The sequence below is a fragment of the Methyloceanibacter sp. genome (assembly GCF_050728395.1).
GTDB lineage: Bacteria > Pseudomonadota > Alphaproteobacteria > Rhizobiales > Methyloligellaceae > Methyloceanibacter.
Genome location: NZ_JBOHJB010000011.1, coordinates 1 through 12,921, shown reverse-complemented (window position 1 = coordinate 12,921; position 12,921 = coordinate 1). Strand labels below are relative to the sequence as shown.

Genomic DNA, 12,921 nt, shown 5'->3' with positions numbered 1-12,921 from the left:
TGAGGCACTATGGCCTGATGCAAGAACGCGTGAGGCAGCAGCCAAGTGCGCAGCGGAACGTCTTCGGCGAGCCGCTCAAGAGTTGCTCGGAGCGTCCGCTCACCGGGTTCTATCGCTCAGGCTGCTGTCATACCGGGCCTGAGGATCTCGGACTGCACACCGTGTGCGTCGAGGTGACGGCGGAGTTCCTCGCCTTCTCCAAAGCGAGGGGCAACGACCTCTCCACGCCGCGGCCGGAGTTCGGCTTTCCCGGGCTTGAGCCAGGCGACCGCTGGTGTCTCTGCGCCGCGCGCTGGCGCGAGGCGTTCGAGGCAGGGCGTGCGCCGCGCGTCGTCCTCTCCGCCACCCACGAAGCCACGCTCGAGCTCGTCGAGTTCGGCGACCTCAAGCGCTACGCCATCGACTTGGCCTAGTTATGCCTCGGCACTGACGCCGGCGCCGATCGGGCAGGACACGCCGGTACCGCCGAGACCGCAATAGCCGCGCGGATTCTTGGCGAGATATTGCTGGTGGTAGTCCTCGGCGAAGTAGAAGGGGGGCGCCGGCAGGATCTCGGTGGTGACCGGGTCGAAGCCCTTCTCTTTCAGCGCCGCGTCATAGGCGCGCTTGGCAGCCTCAGCCGCGCGGGCTTGCGCGTCGCCATGGACATAGATGCCCGAGCGGTACTGGGTGCCGATATCGTTGCCTTGGCGCATGCCTTGCGTCGGATCGTGGCTCTCGAAGAACACTTTGAGCAGCTCCTCGTAACTCACGCGCCGGGGATCGAAGACCACGAGCACGGCCTCGTTGTGCCCGGTGCGCCCCGAGCACACTTCCTCATAGGTGGGATTGGGGGTGACGCCGCCGGCATAGCCGACCGCGGTGACGATGACGCCGGGAATGTCCCAGAAGAGTTTCTCGGCCCCCCAGAAGCAGCCAAGCCCGAACAGCGCCATCTCCGACCCTTGCGGATAGGGGCCTTTGAGCGGGGCCCCATTCACGAAATGGTTCGACGCCGTGGGAATGGCTTCCGCCCGGCCGGGAAGGGCCTCGGCAGAAGACGGCATGGACAGGGATTTACGCTTGAGCGTGAACATCGACCAACCTCCTTGGCCCAGCGGCCAGGTTCGCAAATCTAGTTGATAAAGACTTCGGCGGGGGTGCGCTTCCGCCCGAGCCAGAACAGAACCACCCCGAGAATGCCGAATACGACCCAGGTCGGGGCGTTCAGGATCTCGGTGATCATGGGGTTCCACATGAAGGTTCCCACATGGGTCTCGACCGCGGTCTTGGCCGCCGCCAGGCTATCGGGGTTGAGGCTCGCCCATTGCTGGCCCAAGGGGGTGAACACCCAAGCGCCGCCGGCCGCCAGGCTCTTGGTCGCGTCGATGACGGCGGCGACCATGGCCAGCAGCAGGAACCAAACGCCGAGGATGCGCAACAACAAGAGCATGGCAAAAGCGAACCCGCCTGTTGCCCCTTACATAAGCGATTGCGGCTTCACGTTCAAATCACCGGCGCATAAACTTGCCGTGTCATTTGCCGCAGCTCGGCCGGCCTTTCCCCTTACACCGCAGGCCTTGTTTGCTTGAAGAGCGAGGTCACCCCGCTTAAGTTGCGGCCTCCTTTTTGGGCGCCGTCACGGAGAGGTGGCCGAGTGGTCGAAGGCGCACGCTTGGAAAGCGTGTAGGCGGGCAACCGTCTCGTGGGTTCGAATCCCACCCTCTCCGCCACCCTGCGCCCTTCGGGCTTCGGGTGGCACGCCACCCGAAGACTGGAGAGCGTAGGGTGATCTCCCGAAGCTTTAGCGTAGGGAGACCCGTGCATATTGCCCAGCGACGCTACAGGCCTATGTCGCGGTCAGAACAGAGGGACACGCAAGAGCGCTTGAGCTTTATTTCAAGTCGGGTTCGGGAAAGGCATTTGCAAAAAAGAGATTCTTTGGAAAGTAGCTCAAGTCCCTTCGGGCTTCGGGTGGCGCGCCACCCGAAGATATAATTTCAAACTTTCGCAGAGCCGGCGAGGAGGCCTGACATCGAGCCGACATCAGGTCGCTTCACCATTGCCAGAGCAGGATCGGGTATTGCAGTGTGAGTGGGTCCGCTTGCGAAAGGTGAATTACATGTTCGAGGATGGCCGCGACTTGGGGCTCATGCTTACGCTCAAACACTTGCTGCTGAGGCTGGAGCATAAGGGCATGATGTCATACCCGGAGATACAGCGCATGCTGGACGAGGTTCTTGGTGAGGTCAAAAGACTGCGGATGGAAATGGCCGTGACACCGGAGGCCGCCGAGGACGCGACCATCCTGATCGGCGGACTTTATTCTGGCGATTGAAGGGCGCCAGCCGCAAGCCGGCCGGCGCCGTAATCATCCTCAAGGACCGAGAGCTGACGGTGTTACGCCGTCAATTGCCTGACCAGTCTGACGATCAAAAGCAAGATGACCGCGCCAATGGCGGCCGCGAGGATGGCGCCGATAATGCCGCCGCCAAGCGTGAGACCGATGCCGAGCTTCGGAAGCAGCGTGCTGGTGATCAAGGCGCCCACGATGCCGACGACGATATCGCCAAGCAGGCCGAAGCCGGTGCCCTGCACGAGCAGACCGGCGAGCCAGCCGGCGACGGCGCCAATAACCAAGGCTACGATCAGAGCTGTAAGCATGATTCTTCCCCCCATAAGATTTGACAACTCTCTTTAGCACGAGTCCCAAGCCATCGTCATGGCGATCGCGGCACTGTTTCACCAGGCAAAGATTTTACTAAGATTTGGCGGGTGGCAAATTGTAGGATGGAAACGCCCGCGAAATGGAACTACAGTCCGGCCCGCTTGGGGTGCCCTGCCGCCTTGCGATCCGATACAAGACGGAAAGATAGAGCCAATAGAAGGGGTGCGGCCTCAAAATCAGGGGCGCCAGGCCGAACATCATTTCTGCCCGAGAATCAATCAAGGAGTGTAAGTCTGATGGCGACGATGAGCTTGGCCCGCAAGGGCGCGATCATCCTCGGTGCCACCTTGGCGCTGATGACATTGAGCCAAAGCGCGAATGCTTATTGGCGTGGCTGCTGGGGATGCGGAGCGTTCGCCGCTGGCGCTATCGCCGGCGCGGTGGTGACGCGCCCTTATTATCCACCGGTCTACTATTCCGCGCCCGTCGTCGTGGCGCCGCCCCCGGTCGTCATGGCGCCAGCTCCCGTTTACGCATATCCGGTCTGTCCAGCGCTGCCTCCCTACCCTTATTACTGCCGCTGATTGCAAACGCGACATGGCCTGATCGATCAGGCTGAGAGCATCTGAAACAGATCAATTGGCGCCGCAGGCGCCGAGGGGAGATCATCATGAACACAGTTTGTAGAGTGCTCGCCGTCGCTGCGGTTTCTGTCGCGGCGAGTCTGTCGGCGCAGGCTGAGACACCGGCCGACAGCGGAGCTGCGGCAGCCGGAAAGCTACCGCCGATCCCGACCCTCCATTGCGACTTCGCGGAAATGGCCGCCTGCTCGCCCGATGGCACCTGCAAGGAAGGCAAAGATCTGGGTGGCATCAAGATTCCGGTCAAAGTCACGGTCGACTTCGAGAACAGCGTCGTCGGCGCCGTGGATGAGGAGGGTTATTCCCGCACCGACAAGTTCGACGGCGTGGCCGAGTCGGCCGAGCAACTGATCATGCATGGCATCGACGGCGCTTTTGGCTGGCTGTTGCTCGTCGACAAGAATAGCAACAAGGCCTCGATGTCGTTCGCCACGGCGGACACTACGCTGTCCGGCTTTGGCACCTGCACCAACAAATAAGGTCTACGCTCCGACCTCATTGCTGGCGGTCGGAGCATCGTTCCTGCCAAGATTGATCCGCCGCCGCGGGATGGGCTAGGGCCCGGTTCGGGGCGGCGGATAGTTTCATCGAGAAGCGCCTGCTGGCGCGCCCCCAGTGACGACAAGCGACGAGATGCTGGCTACGCTCGAGAAACGTCTCGGGCGCCTGCATGCGCGGCAGCGCCTCGGCATCGAGAAGGACCACGAGGCGCAAATCTTCGGCCAAGGGCTCACCTTCTTTCACCCCGAGAACGCCACGCTGTCGCGTTGGCTGATCCGGGGCATTCTCATGCTCACCGGACTTTATTGGCGCGGCTTGCGCAATTCGGCGAAGGTCGAGTTGCGACACAACCGCATCGTCACGCGAGACCTGCCCGCTGCCTTCGACGGCTTCACCATCCTGCACATCAGCGACCTTCATGTGGAGCTGAGCGAAGCGGCAATGGGGCGCGTGGCCGAGCTCGCGAGCGGCGCCAATTACGATGTCTGCGTGCTCACCGGCGACTATCGGGCGCAGACATTCGGACCTTACGCCGATGCGCTCGCCGGCGTTGCGCGTCTCAGCCAGAGCCTCAAAGGACCGACCTACGGCGTGCTTGGCAATCACGACACGATTTGCATGGTGCCGGCGTTGGAGGAGATGGGCATCAGGATGCTGCTCAACGAGCGGGAGACGATCGAGCGCGGTGGCGCCCGCCTTCACCTCGCCGGCATCGACGACGCCCACTTCTATCGCATGGACAACATTGAGAAGGCCGCCGAAGGGATTCCGCACCATGAGTTCTCGATCCTTCTGTCGCACACGCCGGAGATCTACCGGCAGGCCGCGCATGCCGATTTCAACGTCCTCTTCTCAGGCCACACCCATGGCGGCCAAATCTGCTTGCCCGGCGGCATTCCGATCACGCTCAACTGCGTCCTGCCCCGCTCGATGGGCAACGGCAGTTTCAATCATCACGGCATGATCGGCTACACGTCGGCCGGCGCAGGGGTCTCCATCGTGCCGGCCCGCTTCAATTGTCCGCCGGAGATCACGCTGCATCATTTGCACAGGCCCAGCGAGTAAGGCCAGTCGCGTCACACGGGACCGGCCTTCACTCGTTACAGCGCCGTGGGACAATTAGAAGCGAGGAGCGGCTGCGCGGACGGAGCTCCAGCGCAGGCGATCAGATTTACAGAGAGGCTGGGCGCCGACGCTTCTCGCGTCCCTTCCGGTAGGCCCAAAGACCGGCGTCGATCTCGTGCTCGTCGAGAATTCGTTCGCAGATGTCTTGATACTCGGCGAGAAGTCGCCGCAAAGGCGTAATTGGGCGAAGGTTGAGACTGGTCCTCATCTCCACGGTTTCTTCCCACTGTTCTACATATTGCTCGACCTGGTCGTCCACGCGGAGACGATCTTCGACGCTCAACGCCGACAATTCGCCAAAGCCGAGTTCGCGCGCTGCCACGGCGCGCAGCTGATCGAACTTCTTGGATTTTTGGGCATAGAGGAGTTCAAGCTTGGTCATGCTGCAATCCCCCTTGGATGGCGGCAGCCGCGCTACCACCGTTCGATCCCCTCTGACCTACAGAACGGCGGATCAGGGATCGGGGCTCCACCCGCGGGCGATAAATCGCGAAGCAACGGCGGACGCCGTATGTCGCGATGACGGGCGCTCGAAGGCAGATTGCGGTCATGCGCCACGTGTTGCCGCAAATGAATCCTTGAAGTGCGCTGTGGGTTGTCCCAATTCTGCCGCCTGGCATCTCTACGGCTCAGACCATGGCAATCGAGGCTAAGACACCCGACCGTCGCGGCGGCAAGAGCACCGCCGCCGCACCTTTGCGCGCCGACGGCAGCGAGGGCACCGTGGTCGCCGTGCTCGCCACGATCAGCATATGCCACATGCTGAACGATGTGATCCAGTCGCTGATCATGGCGATCTATCCGATGCTGAAGAGCGCGCTGTCGCTCGATTTCAGCCAGATCGGCCTCATCACCTTCACCTTCCAAGGCACCGCGTCGCTGTTGCAGCCGGTGGTCGGCTACTACACCGACCGCTATCCCACGCCCTATTCGCTCGTGCTCGGCATGTCGTCCTCGCTCAGCGGGCTCTTGCTCATGGCGTTTGCCACCAACTATCTGATGGTGCTCGCCGCCGCGGCGCTGATCGGCATGGGTTCCTCGGTGTTCCACCCTGAATCCTCGCGCGTGGCGCGGCTTGCCTCAGGCGGACAGCACGGGCTCGCCCAGTCGGTGTTCCAGGTCGGCGGCAATTTCGGCACGGCGCTCGGTCCGCTGCTCGCGGCCTTCATTGTGCTGCCCCACGGGCAGAGGAGCCTCGCCTGGTTCTCCGTCGTGGCACTCGTCGCCATGGCGATGCTCACCTTCATCGGCACCTGGTACGGCAAGACCATCAAGGTCAATAACGGCAACGGCGCATCGGTCAACGAGATGCTCGCCATATCGAGCCTCGGGCAAAGCAAGGTGCGGCGTTCGATCGCCATCCTGCTCGCGCTCACCTTCTCCAAACACTTCTATCTGGTCAGCATCACGAGCTTCTACATCTTCTACCTGATCCACACCTTCAATCTCACGGTGCAGAGCGCGCAGGTCTATCTCTTCATCTTTCTCGGCGCGGTGGCGGCGGGCACGGTGATCGGCGGACCAATCGGCGACCGCATCGGCACGCGGCGCGTGATCTGGTGGTCGATCCTCGGCGTGCTTCCCTTCACCATGCTCTTGCCCTACGCCGATCTGTTCTGGACGGCGGTGTTGAGCGTGATCATCGGCGTGATCCTCGCCTCGGCGTTCCCGGCCATCGTCGTCTACGCGCAAGGCTTGATCCCCGGCCGCGTCGGCATGGTGGCGGGGCTGTTCTTCGGCGTCGCCTTCGGCATCGCCGGCATCGGCGCCGCCGTGCTTGGCTGGATCGCCGACCAGACCTCGATCGTGTTCGTCTATCACGTCTGCGCGTTCCTGCCGGCGATCGGACTGCTGGCGGCATTTTTGCCCGAGACGGCAAAGGCGAAGCCGCGGCGAAAGACCGGGGATGGCTGAGATTCCGGCAAAAATCAGTCCACGTACTGTTGCCTGAACGTCGTAATGCACAGGAACTTGCATTCGCCCCTTCCGTCAGGGGCTTAGGCCGTCCACAGTGGGGCTCGCGGGCTGCGCCACGGCTTGCGGATTTCGTTGCGGCAATGCGGGGAGGGGGCGATGCGTGACATCAGGAATGATTTGGCGGAACGGGCGAGACTGATCGAGGATCAAATCAGCGCTGCCTATGCTCAGTTCGAGAAAATGCTCGAGCAGTTGCAAAACGAGCGCGACGGCAAGGTGTCGGATCTGAAAGCCGAGTTTACCGCACTCGGCAAGCTGATGGAGGTGGAGAACCGGCGAATGGCCAACGTGCTGCCGCTCGCGGTGCAGGGGCCAACACAGCAGATGTCGCTTGCCGATTTCATCATGCACACGCTGAACGAGATCGGTCCAATGTCGAAGGACGACATCGTGGACCTGGCATCGAAGGAAGGATATTTCTCCGATGCCGAGAACGCAGATCGCGGCGTGCATGCTGCTCTCGTGAGCCTTCATCGCAATGAGCATCTCCGCCAGCTCCAGGACGGAAACTTCGCGCCGGCCACGCTGGCGCAGACCGTCAGGTTCAGGCGGGCGATGTAAGGTTCAATTGGAGCTTGGGCGGGGGCGGCCGCGCAGGAGCTCGGATACGTCCCGCCGCACCTTGTCCTCGGCGTAGCGGGCGAGTTCTTTCCGGTCGGCGAAATCGTCGAGCGGCACCGGCGGACCGATGCGGATATGAGCATCGAGCGGCCCCAAGCCGAGGAGCCGCCAGGCGTGGCTTGCCAGATCCATGTCGCCGTACCAGGCCACCACCGGCCGTCCGCGGCGGCATAGCGGCAGCCCGTGCAGCTTGGTGTAGGTCAGCGCCAAGGTCTGAGCGCAAAGGTCAGTCCCGAGCGGATCGCCGCGTGTCGGCTTGACGGCGGCAAACAGCGGCGTCTTGAACGGCACCACGCCATTGCCGTCGCTCGACGTGCCTTCAGCGAACAGCACAACGTGATCGCCGGCCTTTAGCCGGCTCAAAATCTCGTTGGCCTTGTCGGTGACCTCGCTGCGGCGGGTGCGGTCGACGAACACCGAGCGCTGCAATTTGGCGAGCCATTTCACGAACGGCCACGACGCCACTTCTTGCTTGGCCACGAAGGACACCGGCGCTACCGCCGAGAGCACGGTGATGTCGAGCCAGGAGACGTGGTTGCAGATGAGCAGCACGCCCTGCTCGCGCGCCACGCTGCCGTCGACATGCAGGCGGATGCCGACCAGCCGGCAGACCTGGCGATGATACCAATTGGGGAAGGTGCGGGCGTAACGCGACCCCGCCCACAGGAACAGGAGTTGCAGAGGCATCAGCGGAAAAGTGAAGGCGAAGAACGCCGAGAGCACCAGCCAAGCCCGTAATGCACGCATGATCCGCCGCGCTAGCTCTTATTGTCTTTCAGCGTTCCGGTCTTGAGCGGCGTGCCGAACAACTCGAGCCGGTGGCCGATCAGGCGAAAGCCGAGCTCGCGCGCCACCGCCTCCTGCAAGCGCTCGATCTGCTCGTTCTTGAACTCGATCACCTCGCCGGTCTTCACATTGATGAGGTGATCGTGGTGACCGTGCCCAGCCGGCTCGTAGCGCGCGCGGCCGTCGCCGAACTCATGGCGCTCGAGGATGCCGGCGCCCTCGAACAGGCGCACGGTGCGGTACACGGTGGAGAGCGAGATGCGCGGATCGCGGGCGGACGCCCGGCGATAAACCTCCTCGACATCGGGGTGGTCTTCGGCCTCTGACAGCACCTTGGCGATCACCCGGCGCTGACCGGTCATACGCATCCCGCGGTCGGCGCAGAGGCGCTCGATCCGGCTTTCCCGTGAGGTTGTCTTGTCCATCTCCAGGGCGCCCTCTCCGGACCTCGGTCATCATCCGCAGTCGAGCCTCAAAGGGCAAGACTGAAGATGGCGGCATCGGCGCCGTGCTCATAATAGCGCGGACGGCGCCCCACGACGACAGCCCCGAGAGACTGGTAAAGGCCGCGCGCGGCCGAATTGCCCTCGTCAACCTCAAGAAATAGCCGCTTCGATCCGGCCTCGCGCAAGGAGGCGGTGGCGGCGCCAAGCAGCGCCCTGGCGAGCCCAAGCCGGCGGCAAGAAGGATCGACCGCGAGCGTCAAGATGTCGGCCTCGTCGCCGGCGCTCCTCACGATGAGGAATCCTTGCGGAGGTTCTGCCGACGCAATCGAGGCCAGCAGGGCAAGGCAGCCGGGAACGTCGAGAAATTGTCCGATCTCTGCCGCATCCCAACACTTCTCGAAACACGCGGCATGAATGGCGGCCATGGTCGAAGCATCGCCGGCACCGGCTGCACGAATCTCGATCACGGGACCGTTCGTGCGCATCAGCGCCGCGCCACCGCAGCGGCGGCTTGCGCCTTGGCGTCGGGAGGCCGGAGATAGAGCGGACGCAGGGTCGACAAGATTTCGCCGGCCTCGAGCGCAAGCTCGGCAAGCGCCGCGGCATTTGGCTGTAAATCGGGAAGCTTCGCGTCCACGCGATGCCCGCGTAGCATTGCCGCTTCCGCGAGAAGCGCCGCGCCGTTCCCCACCGCGCTGCCAAGCTCATCGGGAAGCAGGGCTACTGCCTCGCCAGCGCCTATCAAAAGCGGGCCTGCGAGCTTGCGGCCGGCGGTGTCATAGAGCCCGAAATAGAGCTTCTCGCCCCGCGCATCGACGGCGACGGCGAAGGGCTCGTTGCCCCCGGCCAGCCCGCTCTCCAATGCCGCCTTGGCCATCACGCTGAGCGAGTCGGTCCCCCACAGGCGAGCGCCGGTGACGAGGGCAAAGCCGCGCGCCGCGGCGATGGCGATGCGCACGCCGGTGAAGCTCCCTGGCCCCAAGGTGGCGGCGATCAGGTCAAGCGCGGCAAAGTCGAGGCCGGCACCGGTCATCACCTCGGCAATCATCGGCATCAACGCCTCGGCGTGGCCGCGCGCCATGCGCTCCTCGCAAAGGACGATGCGCTGAGTCGAGCCGTCGGCGAGAAGCACTGCAGCGCTGCAGGCGCCCATGCTGGTGTCGAGGGCTAAGATGTTCATGGGGTTTCAGATGATGCGCGCCATCTCAACGAAGCCGAGGCGCGGCAAGCGGGAGGCGATGCGGCCCTGTCACACCGGGCGAACCTCCTGCACCTCCGGAATGAAGTGGCGCAGCAGATTCTCGATGCCGTGACGCAGCGTCGCCGTCGAGCTCGGGCAGCCCGAGCAGGCGCCGCGCATATGCAGGAACACGATGCCGTCGCGGTAGCCCTGGAAGGTGATGTCGCCGCCGTCCTGAGCGACGGCGGGACGCACCCGCGTCTCCAGCAGCTCCTTGATGGTGTTGACGGTCTCCGCGTCTTCAGGCGCGAAGGACTCGCCCTCGCCCAGGCTCACCCCGGTCTGGGCGCCGGCGGCAACTGGCTCGCCTGACTGATAATGCTCCATGATGGCGCCGAGGATGGCGGGCTTCAGATGCTGCCACTCGCTGTCGCCCTTGGTCACGCTGATGAAGTCGGAGCCGAAAAACACGCCGGTGACGCCGTCGATCTCGAACAGCCGCGTCGCCAGCGGCGAGCCCTGGGTTTCCTCGCCCGCGCGAAACTCCAAGGTGCCGTCGCCGAGCACCGGCCGGCCCGGAATGAATTTCAGCGTGGCCGGATTGGGCGTTGCTTCGGTCTGGATGAACATGGCTTGGCCTTTCGCTTTCCTAACGCGCAAATCCACGGAAAGTCTCGCGCGTCAGCTTAGAATGGTTCTAGACCATAGTTGGGCTCAGGGACCGCAAAGTCAAGCTGGGTTCGGCCGGTTCCCAAGCCTACCACCTTGCCAGCGGCAGGCCGAGATAACGGGTGGTGCCTCTGCGGATGAGCCGCGTCGGCATTTTGCCGCGCAAAAAATAGTCCAGACGGGAGAAGAAGCCGACCTGGTAGCGGAAGCGCGGCCTCTTCGCCTCGAGCGCCTTCGCCACCACAAGCGCCACCTCTTTCGGATCGCGTGAGGTGTTGGCCTGGTGCCGGTTGGCGCCTTGGCGCAAAAGTTTCAGCCACGAAAGATAGGCGCTGTTCGACGGCACGACCCATTTCGTGCTGTTCCAGATCTCGGTGCGATAGGGGCCAGGCTCGATGAGAACGACGTCGATGTTGAAGGGATCGACCTCGTAGGCAAGCGACTCGGCCCATCCTTCCAGCGCCCATTTCGAGGCGCAGTACATCGAATTTCCCGGCTGACCGGCAAACGCAGCCTGGCTCGAGAGAAGAACGATGCGGCCGCGACGCTGTTCGCGAAATACGGGCAGGAGCGCGCGTGTCAGCTCAAGCACGCCGAAGAAGTTCGTCTCCATCACGTGGCGGATATCGGCGTCGGACAGGTCCTCCAGCACACCGGCCACGGCCACGCCCGCATTGTTCACGACCGCATCGAGCGTGTTTCCGGTCTCGGAAAGTACCGCCGCGACAGCCGCCTCAATCGATGCAGGGTCGGTGACGTCGAGCTGCACAAAGCTGACGCGCTCGGAAAGTCCCGCATTTCTCAATGCGCGCTCAAGAGAGTCCTTGCGTGCCAGATCGCGCATGGTGGCGAACACGCGCCAGCCTCGGGCCGCCAGAAGTTCGGTGGTGACACGCCCGAAACCGGTCGATGTTCCGGTGATCAGGACAGTTGGCATTCATCCTCCCGTCGGCCGCTGCAAGGGAGCGCGAATTCACTTTGGCCGCATGGTAGTCGAGAACCATTAAATCTGTTGCCCATTTGTTACAGACACTCTCGGCGCGGGGTCTTACTTTTTCCCATCGTCATCTTGAATGGCCGAGTCGCATGCAGCGAGACGGGAGTAGCGAGTTTGGTTCTGGCAGCCCTGGAGGCGCCGGCGCCGCGACCGCAGCAGAGGCATCCGAACCCTCCTCGATTCAGGACCGCGGCCTCCTCGCGACGCTGCGCTATGGGTCAGCGAACTTCCTGCTGGTGCTCGGCGCGGCGGCCTTGGTCATCGGCGGGTGGGCGACCTGGGTGGTTCTTGCCTTGGCGCTGGTCTTTGGATCGTTCGCCGACGAGGTGAGCGGCGATGACGATACCTCGCTGAAGCAGAGCCGGTGCATGTTTTGCATGGTGAATCTTTATTTGACGCTTCCGCTGGTCAGCCTTTTGGCATTTCTCCTGGTTCGTTTCGCCGCCTTGCGCGGGAGTCTCACCGAGCAGCCGTTCGAGACGATCGGCGCATTGTGGCTGACCGGTTATCTCTTCGCCCTTGCCGGGGCGACGGTCGCGCATGAACTCACCCATCGCAACAACAGGGTTGCCAAACTGTCGGCCTATCTCCTGCTCGGTTTCACCGGCAATGCGTCCTTCCTGATCTATCACATCTATACGCATCACCGGCAGGTCGGCACCTACCATGACGCGGCGACAGCACGCCGGGGAGAACGCCTGCGCACCTTCATGGCGCGCACGCTGACGCAGCAATTTGCGCGAGCTGCGCGCTTCGAGGCGGCGCGTCTCAAGCGCAAGGGCCTGTCCCCCTATTCTTGGCGAAACGAGTTGATCGTGGCGCATCTCGTGCCGCTGGCAATCCTAACTCTCGCCGGGATCGTCGGCGGGTGGAATGGCGTGATCGCCATCTTCCTCGCCGGTTTGATCGGCCGCTCGTTTCACGAGCTGATCAATTACGTGCAGCATTATGGGCTGGTACGCGTCGAAAATTCGCCGATCAGGCCGCATCACAGCTGGGACTGTTATCGAACGATCTCCAATGTCCTGCATTACAATTTGCCGCGTCACTCCGACCATCATATGTTCGCTTCCAAGGCGTTCTGGCAGCTGAATACTCAGCAAGACGCGCCGACACTGCCCTATGGCTACCAAACCATGGCCTTCATCGCGCTCACCCCGCCGCTGTGGCGCCATATCATGAGGCCGCTGCTCGTGGATTGGGACGAGCGCTTCGCGAGCGAGGCCGAGCGAGAGGTGGTGCACGAGCGTGGTTGGGAGGGCGTCGCCTAGTTTGCAGCTCGACCGCGAAACAGAAGCGCTGCTTTACTGGGCATCCTCGGCCACCGCCAC

18 protein-coding genes and 1 tRNA gene are annotated in these 12,921 nt (G+C 63.0%); 9 read left to right on the top strand and 10 right to left on the bottom strand.

All coding sequences use genetic code 11. The annotated features are described in order from the left end of the window. Nucleotides 1-17: 17 nt before the first annotated feature. Nucleotides 18-413 carry a DUF2237 family protein gene (locus ACREC7_RS03500; RefSeq protein ID WP_431554306.1) on the top strand — a complete coding sequence of 132 codons (396 nt, stop codon included), beginning with the start codon at nucleotides 18-20 and terminating at the stop codon, nucleotides 411-413. Here ACREC7_RS03500 and msrA read toward each other — a convergent pair whose 3' ends face one another. Both msrA and ACREC7_RS03490 read right to left on the bottom strand, forming a co-directional pair. Next, nucleotides 414-1,076 carry a peptide-methionine (S)-S-oxide reductase MsrA gene (msrA, locus tag ACREC7_RS03495; RefSeq protein WP_431554305.1) on the bottom strand — a complete coding sequence of 221 codons (663 nt, stop codon included), beginning with the start codon at nucleotides 1,074-1,076 and terminating at the stop codon, nucleotides 414-416. A gap of 38 nt (nucleotides 1,077-1,114) precedes the next feature. Continuing rightward, nucleotides 1,115-1,432 (bottom strand): hypothetical protein, encoded by a 318-nt coding sequence (locus tag ACREC7_RS03490; RefSeq protein WP_431554304.1) that lies wholly within the window; start codon nucleotides 1,430-1,432, stop codon nucleotides 1,115-1,117. A 190-nt stretch (nucleotides 1,433-1,622) separates the two neighbouring features. Between ACREC7_RS03490 and ACREC7_RS03485 the strand changes: the two genes are divergently transcribed. Beyond that, a tRNA-Ser gene (locus tag ACREC7_RS03485) sits at nucleotides 1,623-1,712 on the top strand. 389 nt (nucleotides 1,713-2,101) lie between these two features. Then, a complete protein-coding gene (locus ACREC7_RS03480; RefSeq protein ID WP_431554303.1) occupies nucleotides 2,102-2,317 on the top strand; it encodes a hypothetical protein in 216 nt (71 codons plus the stop codon). Between the two features lie 62 nt (nucleotides 2,318-2,379). Here ACREC7_RS03480 and ACREC7_RS03475 read toward each other — a convergent pair whose 3' ends face one another. Further along, on the bottom strand, nucleotides 2,380-2,643 hold the full coding sequence (locus tag ACREC7_RS03475; RefSeq protein ID WP_431554302.1) for a GlsB/YeaQ/YmgE family stress response membrane protein: 264 nt from the start codon (nucleotides 2,641-2,643) through the stop codon (nucleotides 2,380-2,382). A 300-nt stretch (nucleotides 2,644-2,943) separates the two neighbouring features. Between ACREC7_RS03475 and ACREC7_RS03470 the strand changes: the two genes are divergently transcribed. From ACREC7_RS03470 to ACREC7_RS03460, 3 genes are all read left to right on the top strand, one after another. Beyond that, nucleotides 2,944-3,231 carry a hypothetical protein gene (locus tag ACREC7_RS03470; protein WP_431554301.1) on the top strand — a complete coding sequence of 96 codons (288 nt, stop codon included), beginning with the start codon at nucleotides 2,944-2,946 and terminating at the stop codon, nucleotides 3,229-3,231. 86 nt (nucleotides 3,232-3,317) lie between these two features. After that, nucleotides 3,318-3,767: a hypothetical protein gene (locus ACREC7_RS03465; RefSeq protein ID WP_431554300.1), complete on the top strand. Its 450-nt coding sequence runs from the start codon at nucleotides 3,318-3,320 to the stop codon at nucleotides 3,765-3,767. A gap of 136 nt (nucleotides 3,768-3,903) precedes the next feature. Beyond that, nucleotides 3,904-4,854 (top strand): metallophosphoesterase, encoded by a 951-nt coding sequence (locus ACREC7_RS03460; protein ID WP_431554299.1) that lies wholly within the window; start codon nucleotides 3,904-3,906, stop codon nucleotides 4,852-4,854. 106 nt (nucleotides 4,855-4,960) lie between these two features. Here ACREC7_RS03460 and ACREC7_RS03455 read toward each other — a convergent pair whose 3' ends face one another. Then, nucleotides 4,961-5,296: a hypothetical protein gene (locus tag ACREC7_RS03455; protein WP_431554298.1), complete on the bottom strand. Its 336-nt coding sequence runs from the start codon at nucleotides 5,294-5,296 to the stop codon at nucleotides 4,961-4,963. Between the two features lie 254 nt (nucleotides 5,297-5,550). Between ACREC7_RS03455 and ACREC7_RS03450 the strand changes: the two genes are divergently transcribed. Together ACREC7_RS03450 and ACREC7_RS03445 are read left to right on the top strand one after the other, a co-directional pair. Next, nucleotides 5,551-6,828 (top strand): MFS transporter, encoded by a 1,278-nt coding sequence (locus ACREC7_RS03450; protein WP_431554297.1) that lies wholly within the window; start codon nucleotides 5,551-5,553, stop codon nucleotides 6,826-6,828. Between the two features lie 159 nt (nucleotides 6,829-6,987). After that, nucleotides 6,988-7,452: a hypothetical protein gene (locus tag ACREC7_RS03445; protein WP_431554296.1), complete on the top strand. Its 465-nt coding sequence runs from the start codon at nucleotides 6,988-6,990 to the stop codon at nucleotides 7,450-7,452. 3 nt (nucleotides 7,453-7,455) lie between these two features. Here the strand turns inward: ACREC7_RS03445 and ACREC7_RS03440 are convergent, their stop codons facing one another. The 6 genes from ACREC7_RS03440 to ACREC7_RS03415 all read right to left on the bottom strand — a co-directional run bounded on the left by ACREC7_RS03440 (nucleotide 7,456) and on the right by ACREC7_RS03415 (nucleotide 11,530). Continuing rightward, complete coding sequence (locus tag ACREC7_RS03440) at nucleotides 7,456-8,259, bottom strand: lysophospholipid acyltransferase family protein (RefSeq protein WP_431554295.1); 804 nt, start codon at nucleotides 8,257-8,259, stop codon at nucleotides 7,456-7,458. A gap of 11 nt (nucleotides 8,260-8,270) precedes the next feature. Continuing rightward, nucleotides 8,271-8,723, bottom strand: coding sequence for a Fur family transcriptional regulator (locus tag ACREC7_RS03435; protein WP_431554294.1), 453 nt, complete (start codon nucleotides 8,721-8,723; stop codon nucleotides 8,271-8,273). A 47-nt stretch (nucleotides 8,724-8,770) separates the two neighbouring features. Further along, nucleotides 8,771-9,229: a GNAT family N-acetyltransferase gene (locus tag ACREC7_RS03430; RefSeq protein ID WP_431554293.1), complete on the bottom strand. Its 459-nt coding sequence runs from the start codon at nucleotides 9,227-9,229 to the stop codon at nucleotides 8,771-8,773. Continuing rightward, nucleotides 9,229-9,924, bottom strand: a complete 696-nt coding sequence (tsaB, locus tag ACREC7_RS03425; protein WP_431554292.1) for a tRNA (adenosine(37)-N6)-threonylcarbamoyltransferase complex dimerization subunit type 1 TsaB — start codon at nucleotides 9,922-9,924, stop codon at nucleotides 9,229-9,231. The genes ACREC7_RS03430 and tsaB overlap by 1 nt, the downstream gene beginning before the upstream one ends. Before the next feature lie 69 nt (nucleotides 9,925-9,993). Beyond that, a complete protein-coding gene (locus ACREC7_RS03420) occupies nucleotides 9,994-10,554 on the bottom strand; it encodes a NifU family protein (RefSeq protein ID WP_431554291.1) in 561 nt (186 codons plus the stop codon). Nucleotides 10,555-10,681: 127 nt separating this feature from the next. Next, nucleotides 10,682-11,530, bottom strand: coding sequence for an SDR family oxidoreductase (locus tag ACREC7_RS03415; RefSeq protein WP_431554290.1), 849 nt, complete (start codon nucleotides 11,528-11,530; stop codon nucleotides 10,682-10,684). A 149-nt stretch (nucleotides 11,531-11,679) separates the two neighbouring features. Here ACREC7_RS03415 and ACREC7_RS03410 point away from each other — a divergent pair, with 149 nt between their 5' ends. Continuing rightward, on the top strand, nucleotides 11,680-12,861 hold the full coding sequence (locus ACREC7_RS03410) for an alkane 1-monooxygenase (protein WP_431554289.1): 1,182 nt from the start codon (nucleotides 11,680-11,682) through the stop codon (nucleotides 12,859-12,861). Nucleotides 12,862-12,921 lie beyond the last annotated feature (60 nt).